General features: G+C 73.0%; 14 protein-coding genes. 7 read left to right on the forward strand and 7 right to left on the reverse strand.

Annotation, left to right across the window (positions count from 1 at the left end; all coding sequences use genetic code 11):
• Positions 1 to 11: 11 nt before the first annotated feature.
• From O7626_RS15860 to egtA, 7 genes are all read right to left on the reverse strand, one after another.
• Entirely contained in the window at positions 12 to 1,487 is a 1,476-nt protein-coding gene (locus O7626_RS15860) for a polysaccharide biosynthesis tyrosine autokinase (protein ID WP_278061933.1), read from the reverse strand.
• 289 nt (positions 1,488 to 1,776) lie between these two features.
• A complete protein-coding gene (locus tag O7626_RS15865) occupies positions 1,777 to 1,992 on the reverse strand; it encodes a hypothetical protein (RefSeq protein ID WP_278061934.1) in 216 nt (71 codons plus the stop codon).
• 98 nt (positions 1,993 to 2,090) lie between these two features.
• The gene (locus O7626_RS15870; RefSeq protein WP_278061935.1) at positions 2,091 to 2,678 is read right to left on the reverse strand and encodes a TMEM165/GDT1 family protein; all 588 of its coding nucleotides are present in this window, start codon (positions 2,676 to 2,678) and stop codon (positions 2,091 to 2,093) included.
• A 278-nt stretch (positions 2,679 to 2,956) separates the two neighbouring features.
• Complete coding sequence (gene egtD, locus O7626_RS15875; protein ID WP_278061936.1) at positions 2,957 to 3,922, reverse strand: L-histidine N(alpha)-methyltransferase; 966 nt, start codon at positions 3,920 to 3,922, stop codon at positions 2,957 to 2,959.
• Positions 3,923 to 4,037: 115 nt separating this feature from the next.
• Positions 4,038 to 4,799 carry an ergothioneine biosynthesis protein EgtC gene (egtC, locus tag O7626_RS15880; RefSeq protein WP_278061937.1) on the reverse strand — a complete coding sequence of 254 codons (762 nt, stop codon included), beginning with the start codon at positions 4,797 to 4,799 and terminating at the stop codon, positions 4,038 to 4,040.
• 70 nt (positions 4,800 to 4,869) lie between these two features.
• Positions 4,870 to 6,201: an ergothioneine biosynthesis protein EgtB gene (egtB, locus tag O7626_RS15885; protein ID WP_278061938.1), complete on the reverse strand. Its 1,332-nt coding sequence runs from the start codon at positions 6,199 to 6,201 to the stop codon at positions 4,870 to 4,872.
• Positions 6,198 to 7,427: an ergothioneine biosynthesis glutamate--cysteine ligase EgtA gene (gene egtA, locus O7626_RS15890; RefSeq protein ID WP_278061939.1), complete on the reverse strand. Its 1,230-nt coding sequence runs from the start codon at positions 7,425 to 7,427 to the stop codon at positions 6,198 to 6,200. The genes egtB and egtA overlap by 4 nt, the downstream gene beginning before the upstream one ends.
• 131 nt (positions 7,428 to 7,558) lie before the next feature.
• Here egtA and O7626_RS15895 point away from each other — a divergent pair, with 131 nt between their 5' ends.
• The 7 genes from O7626_RS15895 to O7626_RS15925 all read left to right on the forward strand — a co-directional run bounded on the left by O7626_RS15895 (position 7,559) and on the right by O7626_RS15925 (position 14,689).
• On the forward strand, positions 7,559 to 7,918 hold the full coding sequence (locus O7626_RS15895) for a metalloregulator ArsR/SmtB family transcription factor (RefSeq protein WP_278061940.1): 360 nt from the start codon (positions 7,559 to 7,561) through the stop codon (positions 7,916 to 7,918).
• Positions 7,915 to 8,808: an SRPBCC family protein gene (locus tag O7626_RS15900; protein ID WP_278061941.1), complete on the forward strand. Its 894-nt coding sequence runs from the start codon at positions 7,915 to 7,917 to the stop codon at positions 8,806 to 8,808. The genes O7626_RS15895 and O7626_RS15900 overlap by 4 nt, the downstream gene beginning before the upstream one ends.
• Positions 8,809 to 8,930: 122 nt before the next feature.
• Positions 8,931 to 10,283, forward strand: coding sequence for an ABC transporter substrate-binding protein (locus O7626_RS15905; protein WP_278061942.1), 1,353 nt, complete (start codon positions 8,931 to 8,933; stop codon positions 10,281 to 10,283).
• Positions 10,284 to 10,360: 77 nt separating this feature from the next.
• Complete coding sequence (locus O7626_RS15910) at positions 10,361 to 11,194, forward strand: sugar ABC transporter permease (RefSeq protein ID WP_278061943.1); 834 nt, start codon at positions 10,361 to 10,363, stop codon at positions 11,192 to 11,194.
• Positions 11,191 to 12,012, forward strand: a complete 822-nt coding sequence (locus O7626_RS15915) for a carbohydrate ABC transporter permease (protein ID WP_278061944.1) — start codon at positions 11,191 to 11,193, stop codon at positions 12,010 to 12,012. Before O7626_RS15910 ends, O7626_RS15915 begins: the two co-directional genes overlap by 4 nt.
• A 12-nt stretch (positions 12,013 to 12,024) precedes the next feature.
• Positions 12,025 to 13,116: an ABC transporter ATP-binding protein gene (locus tag O7626_RS15920; protein WP_278061945.1), complete on the forward strand. Its 1,092-nt coding sequence runs from the start codon at positions 12,025 to 12,027 to the stop codon at positions 13,114 to 13,116.
• Positions 13,117 to 13,255: 139 nt separating this feature from the next.
• Positions 13,256 to 14,689, forward strand: a complete 1,434-nt coding sequence (locus O7626_RS15925) for a serine/threonine-protein kinase (RefSeq protein WP_278061946.1) — start codon at positions 13,256 to 13,258, stop codon at positions 14,687 to 14,689.
• Positions 14,690 to 14,727 lie beyond the last annotated feature (38 nt).

Below are 14,727 nucleotides of genomic sequence, written 5' to 3' on the forward strand. Positions count from 1 at the left end.
GCGAGCCCGCGTCATCGCGGTACCCGGTCGAGCTCCTCCGTCTTGTCCGCGGACGCGGCGGCCACGGTGCCGTTCGGGGGGACCCGGACCGGCCCGGCGGCAGCCGGTTCCTCGGCTCGGGCGGTGCGGACCGTCTCCGCCGGGGCACCGCGCCGGTACGCCCGGTACTGCTCGACGTCGATCCGGTTCTCCTTGGACATGTTCAGCACGCAGCCGAGCACCCGGGCGGAGACCGAGTGCAGCGCCTGGGCGGCGGCGGCGGTCTGCGCGCTCGGGGTCCTGCCCTGCCGGGCCACCAGCAGCGCGCCGTCGGCCTGCACCGCGACCACCACACCGTCGGTGAAGGCCAGCAGCGGCGGGGTGTCGATGATGACGATGTCGGTCAACTCACGCAGCGAGAGCAGCAGGTCGGCCATGGCCTTCGAACCGAGCAGCTCGCTCGGGTTCGGCGGTACCGAGCCGGCGGGCAGCACGAGCAGGGACTTGTCACCCCACGGTTGCAAGACGTCCTCGACCGCGACCTCGCCGATCAGCACGTCGGTCAGGCCGGCGCCGGCGCCGAGCCCGAGGTAGCCGGCGACCCGAGGATGGCGCAGGTCCGCGTCGACGAGCAGCACCTGCCAGCCCGCCTCGGCCAGCGTGATCGCCAGGTTGGCGGCGAGGGTGGACTTTCCCTCGGCCTGCACCGCACTTGTCACCGCGATCACCCGGGCGGGTTCCTGGGCGTCCACGAACCGCAGGTTGGTACGGAGCTTCCGCATCGCCTCGGCCCGGGCCGTCTGGGCGGCGGGACCCACGATCAGCGGGTTCGACCGGGCCTGCCCGTCGTACGGGATGGAGCCGAGCAGCGGCGCCGAGGTGACCTTCTCCAGCGCCTCGCCGTTCTGCAGGGTGGTGTCGGTGAGCCTGCGCAGCAGGGCGAGCGCGATGCCCAGCATCAGGCCGAGCGCGCCGGCCAGCACGAGGTTGCGGACCGGGCGTGGCGAGACCGGCTGGGCCTCCACCCGGGGACCGCCGACCACCTCGATCTTGATCGCCGGGTCCTTGACCCCGGGTGGCGTCTCGATGGCCTGCACCAACCGGATGAAGTGCTTCGCCAGCGCCTCGGTGATCCGCAGGGCCCTGGTCTGGTCGCTGTCGGTGACGGTGGCTGCCAGCAGCACCGTCTCCGCCTCGACCCGCGCGCTGACCCGGGAACGTACCCCGTCCGCGGTGAGCCCGATCCGCTCCTCCGCCACGACGCTCTGGGCCAGCCGGTCGCTGGTCAGCAGGTCGACGTAGGACTTGACCCGCTGCTGGAGGAGGAAGTTTCCCTGGTACGCGTTGACCGTGCCGGAGCCGGCCGTGACGAAGAACGTCACCGACGACGCGTACTGGGGGGTCGCCCGTACCGTGACGAACCCGGCTGCGCCCAGCGCCGCCATCACGGTCACCACCACCACCCACCAGCGTTGGCGCAGTGCGCGCAGGTAAGTCTGCAGATCCATCAGCCCCGGCCTTCCGTCTCAGCACCAACCGGTCGGGGTGCAAAGACCTTCATTTGATCGAAAAACGTGCGACAGTGTGAAAAGATCCCACTTGTCGCAGACGGTTCCCACCGAATGTAGATGACCGAACGCCCTGAGTAGCGTCAGTCCCGCACAATCCTGTCGACAAGTACCACCGGAGTCGCCGCCGTCGGGTCCGCAGCACCCCTGCCGGGCAGAGCCGCCGGCATCCGGAAACGCCGACGGCGCCGACCCCCTGGCGGGGCCGGCGCCGTCGACGGTGCCGTGACTACCGCGACGAGGACCCGGGCGTGCCGTCGTCCGCGTCGTCCACCTGGTCCGAGTCGGCGAGCGCCTCCCGGAACTCGCGCGACAGGTCCGAGCCGGGGACCGCCACCTCCTCGGCCTCCTCCTCGACCACGTCGCGCTTGTGCGGACGTTCCGGCTGGGGCAGCGCCACGTCGCCGGCGAACCCGTACTCGTTCGGCTCATCGTGCCTGGTCATGCAGTGATCCTCCGTTCGGACCGCCGGCCGACCCGCCCGACCGCCGGCCACCGGGACGGCTACCCGTATCCCGGCCCTCCCACACCCGCCGGCGCTCCTCAGGTCAGTTGGTGGACCGCGTCCACCAGCAGCCAGACACCGCAGATCCCGAACAGCACGCTGGCGCCGTACCGGATGGTCCGCTCCGGCAGGCGGCGGCCGAGCACCCGGCCGAGGATGATGGCCAGCGCGTCGGCGGCGACCATCCCGACGGTGGAGCCGAGCCAGGTGCCGAACCAGCCGTACCGGGTGGCCAGGGTGATCGTCGCGAGCATGGTCTTGTCGCCGAGTTCGGCCAGGAAGAAGGCGATCGAGACCGCGATGATCGCGGAACGGCGGGTCCGTTCCGCCTTGCGCCGCTCCTCCTCGGTGAGCGAGTCGCCGCGCAGCGTCCAGATCCCGAAGCCCAGGAAGGCCAGCCCGGCGACCAGGGCGATCCACCCCGTCGGCAGCGCGGAGCCGAGGCCGACGCCGAGGGCGACCGAGGCCAGGTGGACGACCGAGGTCGCCACCGTGATGCCGATGATCACCGGTAGCGCCTTGAACCGGGTGGCGAAGGTGAGCGCCATCAACTGCGACTTGTCGCCCAACTCGGCCACGAAGATGACGCCGAAGCTGATCGCCAAGGCGGTGTTGAAATCCTCCATGTCACCCTTTCCCGGTCGACGCCGGGCGAGGGTATGGGCGACCTCGACCCGGCATTTCTGCCTGAGTCGAAGGTCTCGCCCGCCCCACCTGAGGTGAGGCCGCGTGGCCGGGTGCACGAACACGCGCGCACCAGTGTGTCGACCACGACGTTGGGAGCTACTCCCCTTCGCTGCGGACGAGCCTACCCGAGCAGCTCGGCGGCGGCGAATGCCCCGCCCTGGTGACACTGACGGTGGCGCTGACGGTGTGCGTGTGTGCCTGTGCCTGCGCCTGACGCTCAGCCGGCCTGGGCGAGCGTCACCGCGAACAGTCCGTCGTCGTCGGTCCACCGGACAGGTCCGGTGAAACCCGCGGCAGCCAGCTCCGCGTCGACGTCCGCCGGCCGGAACTTCGCCGAGATTTCGGTCCGCAGCTCCTCCCCCTCGGCGAAGGCCAGGTCGAGGTCGAGGACCCGGACCCGCATCGGGCGGCGGGCCCGCAGCCGCATCTCGATCCAGCGCTCGTCCGGATCCCAGAGCGCGACGTGGTCGAACTCGTCCACCTCGAAATCCGCACCCAGCTCGCGGTTGAGCACCCGCAGCACGTTGCGGTTGAACTCGGCGGTGACCCCGGCCGCGTCGTCGTACGCCGGTACCAGCACGCCGGGGTCCTTGACCAGGTCGGTGCCGAGCAGCAGCCAGTCGCCCCGCTCCAGCGCCGCGCGGAGTGCGGCCAGGAATCCGGCCCGCTCGGTTGGCAGCAGGTTGCCGATGGTGCCGCCGAGGAAGGCCACCAGCCGCCGCCCACCGGTGGGCAGCCGGTCCAGGTGCCGGGTGAAGTCACCGACGATGCCGCGCACCCGCAGCCCCGGGTACGCGGCGGCGATCTCCGCGGTCGACTGCTCCAGCGCACTGACCGAGACGTCCAGCGGTACGAAGGTGCCGAGGCTGCCCCGGGCGGTCAGCGCGTCGAGCAACAGGCGGGTCTTCTCCGACGAACCCGAGCCCAGCTCGATCAGGGTCTTCGCGTCGGTGATCCGGGCGATCTCCCCGGCCCGGGCCGCCAGCACCGCCCGCTCGGCCCTGGTCGGGTAGTACTCGGGCAACCGGGTGATCTCCTCGAACAGCTCGCTGCCCCGGGCGTCGTAGAACCACTTCGGTGGCAGCCAGCGGGGGCTGGCGCCGAGCCCGGTGCGGACGTCCGTCCGCAGTGCCCGGTCCAGCTCCCCCGCCTCCAGGTATATCTCCAACGGATCCGCGGTCACCCTGCACTCCCTCGTTCGACACCGCCGCCCCGGGCGGCGGTCCTGTCTCCGGGCGGGACCCAGCTGTCCGGGTCCGGCCGGTCTTCCTTCCAGTCACCCGCTTCCAGCTCCCGCCTCACCCGTCGTCCGCCGGCCGTCCGCCGGTCGGGATGAAATCGAGCCGGCCGGCGGTGGCCACCGCGAGGTGGCCGTCCGGCACGGGTCGCCAACCCGGTTCCTCGTCCAGCGGCTCGGAGCTGACCAGCACCGACCCGCCGGTGGCCCGGACCGACAGCGCGTGCCCGCCGGCGCTCGCCACCACCAGCCGACCGTCGGTGAGCAGCAGGTTCAGCCGGGAACCGGGAGCCGCGGCCGCCACCTCCCGGACGGTCCGTCCGACCGCCTCGGCCGGGTCGGCCCCGGCCCGCAACCGGTGCCGGACCAGGGCCCAGAGCAGGGCCGCGTCGGTCGGGGCATCCAGGGTGAGCAGGTCCCGGGTCGGCAGCCCGGCGGCCAGGCTCGCCACCGAGTCCGGCCAGCCGGCCACCACCCCGTTCAGGCTGAACAGCCACCGTCCCTCGCCGAACGGGGCGGCGGCGGTCTCCACCACCGGCATGCCGACGGTGGCCGAGCGCACGGCCGCCAGTACCGCGCCGGCCGAGGTCGCGGCGGCCAGCGCCGGCAGGGTGGCGTCGGACCAGATCGGGGTGGCCCGCCGGTAGCGCACCGGCGGGCCGTCCCCGGGGTACCAGCCGACGCCGAAGCCGTCGGCGTTGACAGTGCCGCCCCCGCGCATGTCCCGGGGCGCCCAGGACTGCCGGGCCAGCGAATGCGGCGGATCGAACAGCAGCGCGGCCAGCGGCAGCGCCGGACCGAGATAGGCGAGATGCCGGCACATCAGCGGATCCGGTCCCGCCGGGCGGGTACGGCGCCGCCCCGGTCCCGCCCGTCGGCGGGGTCTGCACCGGTCACGCGGTCTCGTCCGGCCGGACGTCGCGGGCACAGCGGAAGCCGCTGAAGATCTGCCGGCGGATCGGCAGGTCCCAGTTGCGGAACGTGCCCCGGCAGGCGACCGGGTCGGTGCCGAAGGAGCCGCCCCGCAACACCCGGTAGCCGGAGCCGAAGAAGACCTCGGAGTACTCCCGGTAGGGGAAGGCCGCGAACCCGGGATAGCCGAGGAACGGACTGGCGGTCCACTCCCAGACGTCCCCGACCAGCTGGTGCACGCCGAGCGGCGAGGCACCCGCCGGGTACGCCCCGACCGGTGCCGGGGCGAGGTGCCGCTGCCCCAGGTTGGCGTGCTCCGGCGTCGGGTCCTCGTCGCCCCAGGGATAGCGGCGGGAACGGCCGCTGACCGGATCCCAGCGGGCGGCCTTCTCCCACTCGGCCTCGGTCGGCAGCCGCCTGCCGGCCCAGGCGGCGTACGCCTCGGCCTCGTAGAAGCTGACGTGCACCACCGGCTCGTCCGGGACCAGCGGGGCGAACCGGCCGAACCGGGTGTAGCCCCAACCGGCGCCGTCGGGCCGCCAGTGCATCGGTGCCGTCAACCCGGCCGAGCAGCGGTGCTGCCAGCCCGGCTCGCTCCACCAGCGCGGGTCGGCGTAACCGCCGTCGGCGACGAAGGCGAGGTAGGCCGCGTTTGTCACCGGCGCCGCGTCGATGGCGTACGCCGGCAGTTCGACCGGGTGCCCGGGTCGCTCGTTGTCCAGCGCCCACGGGTCGGTGGAGGTACCCATGTCGAACCGGCCGGCCGGGATCAGCACCTCTCCGGCGACCTGCACGGCCGCGGCCGGCGGTGCGGGTGCGGCGAGCACCGGCGGGCCGGCCCGGAGCTGGTGGGTGGCGAGCATGGTCTCGTCGTGCTGCTGCTCGTGCTGGGCGATCATGCCGAAAGCGAACCCGTCGGCGACCAGCCGGCTCCCGTCGAAGCGGATGCCGTCGAGCAGGTCGAAGACCTTGTCCCGGACGGTCGACACGTACCGCCGGGCCTCGGCCGGGCCGAGCAGCGGCAGGGCCGGCCGGTCCCGGCGGGGATGCTTGAAGGCGTCGTAGAGGTCGTCGATGTCCCGCCGTACCGGCTCGCGGCCGCCGACGTCGCGGACCAGCCAGAGTTCCTCCTGGTTGCCGACGTGGGCGAGGTCCCAGACCAGCGGGGACATGATCGGCGAGTGCTGCCGGACCAGGTCGTCGTCGTCGACCGCCTCGGTGAGCCGGACACTGCGCTTCCGGGCCAGGGTCAGTTCGGCGGCGATCCGGTCGCGCAGCGACTCGCTCGGCGGGCTGTCCGATCGGGTGGTCATGTCGATCCCTTCCGCGCGGCGGCGAGCCGCCGCGCCACGATCCGGGTGATCTCCTCGCGGGTCGCCGGAGGCAGACCGGTGCGGTCCAGCGACCGCAGGGCGAGGTCGAGCAGGGTGTCGGCCGCTCCGGCCAACAGCGGGTCGCGCAGCCCGTGCCGGGCCGCGTTCCACCACCGACCGGCGACGGGTTCGCAGGCGGCCTGGGCGGCGTCCCGGGTCCGGTCGTCGCCGAGCAGCGCGGCGAGCACGCCGACCGGGGCGATCCACTCCGGGCCGGGCTGCGCGTCGAGATAGCGGATCTCCAGGTAGCCCCGGGGCCGTACCGGCGGGAAGAGGGTGCTGAGGTGGTAGTCGAGGTCGTCGGTGGTCGGCGGTCGGGGCAGCGCGCCGGCCAACCAGTCCCGGAAGGTGATCCCGGGCGGGACGGTCCAGTCCGCGCCGTCCCGGCGTACGCAGAGCAGCGGGGCGGCCAGCGCGTAGCGGACCCAGGCGCCGACCGGGTCCGTCGAGCTCGACGCGGGCGACCAGGCCGGACGGGTCCGGGCCGGGTCGATGAACTGCCAGGCGGCCATCCGGGCCGACGCCCAGCCGGTGTCCCGACCGGCATGCCGGCGGGCGGTGCCGAAGGCCGCGAGCAGCGGCGGACCGAACGCGTGCGCGGCGGCCCACCGCCCGGCGAAGTCGGCGGCGGTGCCGGCGTCCAGGCAGACCTGGAGGCCGGCGGTGCTGTACATCATGGTCCGGCCGGCGGCGCCGAGCCGGTCGAAGGCACAGCGCATCGCGCGGTACCGGGGGGTGTCGACCACCGGCGTCGGCGGCCGGTGCGGATCGATGCCGGTGGCGCCGGTGACCAGGCCGGCGGTGCCGAGCAGTTCGGTGAGGTGGGCGAGGTCGGAGCTGGCGCTCTCGTGCAACTCGCCGAGGGAGCGACGCGGGGCGGTGGAGATCTCCACCTGGCCGCCGGGCTCCACGCTCACCGTGCCCGAACGGGGCAACGGTTGGGCGGGGCTGTGCTGGTCGAGGGTGGTCGGGGCGTACGGGCCGAGTGCGGTGCGCAGCCGGACCGGGTCGAGCGGCCGGCTCGGAACGGCCGCGTCGTGCACGGTCCATTCCAGTTCCACGCCGGTGAGGGCGGGTGGTCCGGTCTTGAAGCAGATCTTGGCGACGTAACCCTCGGCGTCCTCCATCGCCCGCAGGATCGTGCCGCTGTCCAGGTCGGATGGCATCAGTGCGGACCCCTCCCTTCGTGGAACCGACTCCCCTTACCCGGATCTCGGGAGCCCAATCTCCGGGGTACTGCCGATGACGAGCCTATATGCCTTGACAGGAATATTACTGAGCCGGTATGTTCTCGGTCATGGCCACGCCCTTCGAAGTGCTCGCCGAACCCGTCCGGCGACACATCCTGGACCTGCTGCGGGAACGCCCGCGCTCCGTCGGCGAGCTGACCGAGCAGTTGGGGCTGACCCAGCCGGGCACCTCGAAACACCTCCGGGTGCTGCGCGACGCCGGGCTCGTCCGGGTCCGCCCCGAGGCGCAGCGTCGCTGGTATGAACTCTGCCCCGAACCGCTGGCCGAGCTGGACGCCTGGCTCGCACCGTACCGCTGGATGTGGTCCGGTCGACTCGATGCCCTTGAACAGCATCTGAACACCATGCCATCGGGGTCCGACACTTCCACCCACCCCGGGCAGCCGCAATCCGAGGAGTTGACGTGAACGAGAGTCTGGAGACCGCGGACGGGCGCCAGGTGCTGCGCATCGAGCGCCGGCTGCCGCATCCGCCGGAGAAGGTCTGGCCGGCCGTCACCGAGCCCGGACACCTCCGCGAGTGGTTCCCCGCCGAGGTGCGGCTGGACCCCCGGGTCGGCGGGCGGATGACCTTCAGCTTCGGGTCCGCCGCCGAGGACGCGCCGGAGTCGGTCGGCCGGGTCGACGCGTACGACCCGCCCCGGCTGTTCGCCTTCAGCTGGGAGGAGGAACTCTTCCGGATCGAGTTGCATCCGGACGGTCCCGGATGCCTGCTGGTGTTCAGCCACGTCTTCGACGACCGGGCCGGCGCGGCGAGCTTCGCCTCCGGTTGGCAGATCTGCCTGGACACCCTGGACGGCCTGCTGGACGGCCGGGCGACCGACCACTCGCCACGCCCGTCGGCCCGGCTGCACGAGTCGTACGTCGAGCGGTTCGGGCTGGCCGACGGCGTCGTCGAGACCACCGACGACGGCTGGCGGGTGCGCTTCGAACGCCAACTGACCCGGCCCGCCGAAGCGGTCTGGGCGGCACTCGGCGGGACCACGCCACAGGACGGGACCGGCACGCTGGGCGGGCCGCCGCCGGCGGGCTTCACCAGCGCCGAGTTCCCGGCCGGGCCGGTCACCGCGCTGGACGCCCCGAGCCTGCTGGAGTACGCCTGGGAAGCCGCCGGAGCACCCGCCGGCCGGATCCGCTGGCAACTGGCCGAGGGCACCGGACACGGCGCCCGGCTGCTACTCGAACAGACCGGCCCGGCCGGCACCGCCGGGGACGGGGCGACCGCGCTGACCGCCTGGCGGGCCCGGATCGAACCACTCGCCCGGCAGCTGGCCGAGGAGGCCGACCGGCGACCGTAGCCGCGCTCCCGACTTGACACCAAGCTTGCGAATATGTGCACTTGTGACACTCCGCTCCAGCCGGCACCGGTGCCCGCTCAGCAGTCGACCCGGGCCGGTGACCACCGTCACGGGGAGGCACGATGGCACGTCACGCAGGCACGCCCGGCCCGGAACCACGGCTCGACCGGCGACGGCTACTCGGGCTCGGCCTCGCCGCCGGGGCCGCTCCGTTACTGGGCGCCTGTGGCGGCGCCTCGACCACCGGGTCCGACGCCGAAGGGGCGATCACCTTCCTCTCCACGCAGTTCACCCCGGTCGAGGAGCGGCAGCGCTTCGAGCAGATCCTCCGGGACCGGGTCGGCGGCGGCGCGGTGGCGTACAACACCGTGGAGCCGAACATCTTCTCCTCGACCATCACGTCGCAGCTGGCCGCCGGCCGGGTCGAGGTGAGTCTGGCCGGCGGGCTGCACGGCGACTTCGCCCCGCACGCCGACAAGTTCGCCAACCTCGACGAGCTGGCCGGCAAGCTGGCCGACCGCGGCTTCCCGCCCGAACTCGCCGAGCTGGGCAGGCTGGCCGGCGGCGCCACCACCTACCTGCCGTGGATGCAGGCCTCCTACGTGCTCGCCGTGAACAAGCGGGCGTTGCAATGGCTGCCCAGCGGCACCGACGTGCAGAACCTGACGTACGACCAGTTCCTGACCTGGGTCGGCGACGCCCGGCGGGCCAACGGCAACAGGCCGGTCCTCGGCCTGCCCTGCGGCCCGAAGGGGCTCTACCACCGGTTCTTCCAGGGCTACCTGCTGCCGAGCTTCACCGGCGGCCAGATGACCACCTTCCGCAACCCGGACGCGGTGCGGGCCTGGCAGTACATGCTCGAGCTGTGGGCGCAGACCGCACCGGCGTCGACGAACTACGACAACATGCAGGAGCCGTTGCAGCGCGGTGAGGTGCTGATCGCCTGGGACCACGTCGCCCGGCTGGTCAACGCCCCGGCCGACAAGCCCGACGACTGGGTGATGGCACCCGCGCCGCGCGGGCCGAAAGGGCTCGGCTACATGCTGGTGGTGGCCGGCCTGGCGATCCCGGAGGGCGCACCGGAGCCGGACCGGGCGCGCCAGGTGATCGAGGCGTTGACCACGCCGGACGTACAGCTCGAGGTGTTGCGCCGCAACGCCTTCTTCCCGGTGGTCTCCGCCACCCTCCCGGACGACCTGCCACCGGCGGTGGCGCTGGAGGCCGAGGCGGTACGCCGGCAGCAGGACGCCGAGGGTGCCGTGGTCGCGCTGCCGCCGGTCGGTCTGGGTGCCAAGGACGGTGAGGTCTCGCAGATCTTCAAGAACTGCTTCAAGGAGATCTGCCTGGACCGCCGGCCCGTGCAGCAGGTCCTGGACCGGCAGGCGCAGCAGCTCGACACGATCCTGGCCGAGGTGAAGGTGCCGTGCTGGCGCCCGGACCCGGTCGAGGCGGGGCAGACGTGCCGGGTGCAGTGAGCACCGCGCCCGATCCGGCACCTGCCGGACCGGCGCCGCCGAGCCGGCCGCCGGGCCGCTCCCGTCGGCGGCCCCGGGTGCCGACGGCTGCCCTCCTGGTCGCCCCCTCGGTGGTGTTCCTGGCCGCGCTCTTCCTCTGGCCGATCGTGGTCGGCGTCGGGCAGGCGTTCACCGGCACCGACGGGCCCACCACGGCACACCTGCGCCGGATGCTGGACGACCCGTACTTCTGGACGGCGACCAGGAACACCGCGCTGCTGATCGTGGTGCTGATCCCGTTGCAGTTCGCCTTCGCGCTGGCCATGGCGCTGCTGCTGCGGGAGCGGCCGAGGCTGTCGTCGTTCTACTTCTACGTCTGGTGCGTGCCGCTGGCGATCAGCGACCTGGCCGCCGGGCTGGTCTGGCTGTCCATCTTCGCCGACCGGGGGTACCTCAACTCGGTGCTGTCCCAGCTCGGGCTCGGCGACGGCTACGCCTGGCTGTCGTACGACAGCACCGGCACCATGTTCCTGGCGATCCTGCTGGCCGAGCTGTGGCGGGCCACCTCGCTGGTACTGGTGATCGTGGTGGCCGGGCTGCAGAACATCCCCCGCGACTACGACGAGGCGGCGGCGGTCTTCGGCGCCACCTACTGGCAGCGGCTGCGGCACGTCATCCTGCCGCAGCTGCGGCCGAGCCTCCAGGTGGCGCTGATCCTGCGGACCATCCTCGGGTTGCAGACCTTCGCCGTCGCCCAGGCGCTGACCGGGCGGAGCTTCCCGCTGCTGGTCGGCGAGACCTACCAGTGGTACGTGACGTTGCAGAACGAGCGGGTCTCGGCGGCGATCGCCCTGGTGATCCTGCTGATGTCGCTCGGCACCGCGGTGGTCTACCTGCGGGTGCTGCGTGATCCGGCGGGAGGTCACCGGTGAGCCGGTCCCGGGCGGCCCGGCGGCGCACCGTCGCGATCCAGGCCGCCTGCGTGCTTGTCACCCTCTTCATGGGGCTGCCGATCTATCTGATCGCGCTGGCCGCGCTCTCCAGCCGGGAGTCGCTGAACCGGTTCCCGCTCTCGCTGCTGCCCACCGACGTCTCGACCGAGACGATGCGGGTCTTCCTGGACAGCACCGGGGTGGTCGGCGGGTTCCAGAACTCGGTCGAGGTGGGGCTGCTCAGCCTGACCCTCTCGCTGCTGCTCGGCGTGCCGGCCGGTTACGCCGTCGCCCGGTACGCCTTCCGGGGCCGGGAGCCCTACCAGCTGTTCCTGCTGCTCACCCGGGCGCTGCCGATCGTGGTTCTCTCGGTGCCGCTGGCCCGGGTCTTCCTGGCCACCGGCCTCTACGACAGCACGTACGCGGTCGCGCTGCTGCACACCGCGCTGACCCTGCCGACCACCGTGCTGATCACGTCGGCGATCTTCGTGGCGGTGCCGGTGGAGCACGAGGAGGCGGCGATGGTCTTCGGGGCCAGCGCACCGCGCGCCTTCGCCCGGGTGGTACTCCCGCAGGCGCTGCCCGGGATCGCCGCCGCCGCCATCTTCGCCTTCGTCACCTCCTGGAACGAGGTGCTCGGCGCGGCCGTGCTCACCCTGAACCGGCGTACGCTGCCGGCCCAGGTGCTCTCGACGCTCGCCGACTCGCCGCTGGCGTTCCGGTTCGCCGGAGGCTTCGCGCTTGTCGTACCGGCGCTGGTCTTCATCGCGTTCATGCGCCGCTACCTGTTGAACATGTGGGGAACCACGATCCGCTGAAAGGGACGAGCGTTGGCCGAGATCGTGCTGCGGAACCTGGTGAAGACGTATCCGGGCACCCGCACCCCCGCCACCGACGACATCAGCCTGGAGGTTCGCGACGGCGAGTTCCTGGTGCTGGTCGGGCCGAGCGGCTGCGGCAAGACCACCCTGCTCCGGATGATCGCCGGACTGGAGACCCCGGACTCCGGCACCGTGCGGATCGGCGACCGGGACGTGACGGACCTGCCGGCCCGGCAGCGCGGCCTGTCGATGGTCTTCCAGTCGTACGCCATCTGGCCGCACATGCGGGTGCGGCAGAACATCGCGTTCGGGCTGGCGATGCGGAAGACCCCGAAGGCGGAGATCGACCGGCGGGTCGGCGAGGCGGCCGAGCTGCTGCACCTGACGGAGTTCCTGGACCGCTATCCGGCGCAGCTCTCCGGCGGGCAGCGGCAGCGCGTCGCGGTGGCCCGGGCGATCGTCACCGACGCCGACGTGCTGCTGATGGACGAGCCGCTGTCCAATCTGGACGCCCTGCTCCGGATGGAGTTCCGCACCGAGCTGAAGCGGATCGTCGGCAAGCTCGGCACCACCACCGTCTACGTCACGCACGACCAGGCCGAGGCACTCTCCCTCGGCGACCGGGTCGCGGTGCTCCGCGACGGCCGGGTCGCCCAGGTCGGTCCGCCGCTGGACGTCTACGACAGCCCGGCCGACGAGTTCGTCGGCGGCTTCCTCGGCGCCCCGCCGATGAACTTCCTGCCGGCCCGGCTGGAGCGCGCGGACGGCGTCCCCCGGCTGCGCATCGGCGACCAGTCCACCGCCGCACCGGCCGGGCTCGCCGACCATCCGGGCACCGACGTGACGGTCGGGGTGCGGGCCGAGAACATCGAGGTCTTCGACGCCGACGGGCCGGGCCGGTTGGCCGCCCGGGTCGAGGTGGTGGAGCCGACCGGGGCGGCCATCCTGCTGACCGTGGAGCTGGCCGGCCGGCAACTCAAGGTGCAGGCGCCGCCGACGTTCCGGATCGGCCCCGGCAGCCCGGTCTGGCTCGCCGTCGACCCGGACCGGATGCGCTGCTACGACCCGGCCGACTCGACCGCGATCACCGTCGCCGGCTGAGCGGGCGGGCGCGGCGACGGCCTGCCGGAGCGGTCGGGCCGCCTCGCGGGTACGCTGTGCGGCGCCGCCCCCGCCGACCGCCGCAACCTCGTTACGCCGCGATTGCGTGTCCGGCCGCACCGCTGGGTACGGTGTGCACGTGCTGGAATCGGGAGTCCTGCTGAGCGGGCGTTACCGCCTGGACGAGCGTGTCGCCACGGGCGGAATGGGCGACGTGTGGTGCGGTACCGACGTGGTGCTCGGCCGCCGGGTCGCCGTCAAGGTGCTGCTTCCCTCGCTGCTGGCCGACCCCGACTTCATCGCCCGGTTCCGGGCCGAGGCGCGGATGCTGGCCACCCTGCACCATCCGGGCATCGTGCAGGTCTTCGACTACGGCGAGGACGAACTCCCCTCCGGCCGCACCGACTACCTGGTGATGGAGTACGTCGACGGCGAGCCGCTGTCGGCCCGGATCAAGGACAGCGGGCGACTCAGCGTGGTCGACTCGATGCACGTGGTGGCCCAGGTCGCCCAGGCACTGCACGCCGCGCACCAGGGCGGGATCGTGCACCGGGACGTCAAGCCGAGCAACCTGCTGGTGCAGGCCGACGGCACCGTCCGGCTGCTCGACTTCGGCGTCGCCCGGTCGGTGGACATCACCAGCATCACCAGCTCGAACGCCGTGCCGGGCACGGCGCTCTACATGGCGCCGGAGCAGGCCGCCGGGAAGCCCGTCTCGGCAGCCACCGACATCTACGCACTCGGCGCGGTGGCATACCAGTGTGTTGCCGGGCAGCCGCCGTTCACCGGGGACAACCCGTTGCAGGTCGCGGTCAAGCACCTGCACGAGGAGCCGGATCCGCTGCCGGCCGACGTACCCGGGCCGGTGGCCGCGCTGATCGGGCGGGCCCTGGCCAAGGATCCGGCCGACCGGTATCCGGACGCCGCCGCGCTGGCCAGGGCGGCCCGGTCCGCCGCGATGCACCCGGCGGTGGTGGCGGCGGAGGCCACCGGCGAGGTCTCCGGTGGCGGCATCGCCCCGGCGGAGCCGACCGCGGTGACCGGTCTCGGCGTCCGGGCCGCCGCCGCGGCCGGTGCGGGCCGGGCCGGTGGTGCCGGCCGGGACGACGGGCCGGGCACCCTGACCGACAACCCGGTGGTCGGCTCCGGGGGCCGGGACCGGGGCCGGGAGCCCGGGCTCGGCGTGCTCACCCTGGCCGGGCTGGCCGCTGTCGTCGGGGTCGGTGCGGCGGTGGTCACCGTCGTGATCGCCCTTGAGATGTCCGGCGACGCCCCGGCGAAGAACGCACCGCCCTCCCCGACCCCGAGCAGCACCGCGACCCTCGGTGCCGAGGTGCCGGAGCAGCCGTCGGCGGCGGCGCCGAGCGGGCAGGACCCGGACTCGCCCCGTCCCCGGGACAATCCCCGGCCGCGCCCGTCGGCCTCGTCGAAACCGACCGCGACCCCGGACGGCGAGCCGACCAGTGAGCCGACCCAGTCGGCGGCGCCGACCAACCCGGCGCCGAGCAACCCGCCGACCGGCCCGGCCGACCCGCCGGGCAGTGGCGGCCCGGTCGAGCCCGGAAACGGCTGAGAAAGGTCGAGCGGTCCGACCGGATCGCGAAATACGTT

The organism is Micromonospora sp. WMMD1102 (assembly GCF_029626265.1).
In the GTDB taxonomy this organism is placed as follows: domain Bacteria; phylum Actinomycetota; class Actinomycetes; order Mycobacteriales; family Micromonosporaceae; genus Plantactinospora.

Bases quoted from the DNA above. Each gene is read 5' to 3' on its own strand.
- O7626_RS15860 (WP_278061933.1), bottom strand. From the start codon at position 1,487: ATGGATCTGCAGACTTACCTGCGCGCACTGCGCCAACGCTGGTGGGTG.
- O7626_RS15865 (WP_278061934.1), bottom strand. From the start codon at position 1,992: ATGACCAGGCACGATGAGCCGAACGAGTACGGGTTCGCCGGCGACGTG.
- O7626_RS15870 (WP_278061935.1), bottom strand. From the start codon at position 2,678: ATGGAGGATTTCAACACCGCCTTGGCGATCAGCTTCGGCGTCATCTTC.
- egtC (WP_278061937.1), bottom strand. From the start codon at position 4,799: ATGTGCCGGCATCTCGCCTATCTCGGTCCGGCGCTGCCGCTGGCCGCG.
- egtB (WP_278061938.1), bottom strand. From the start codon at position 6,201: ATGACCACCCGATCGGACAGCCCGCCGAGCGAGTCGCTGCGCGACCGG.
- egtA (WP_278061939.1), bottom strand. From the start codon at position 7,427: ATGCCATCCGACCTGGACAGCGGCACGATCCTGCGGGCGATGGAGGAC.
- O7626_RS15895 (WP_278061940.1), top strand. From the start codon at position 7,559: ATGGCCACGCCCTTCGAAGTGCTCGCCGAACCCGTCCGGCGACACATC.
- O7626_RS15905 (WP_278061942.1), top strand. From the start codon at position 8,931: ATGGCACGTCACGCAGGCACGCCCGGCCCGGAACCACGGCTCGACCGG.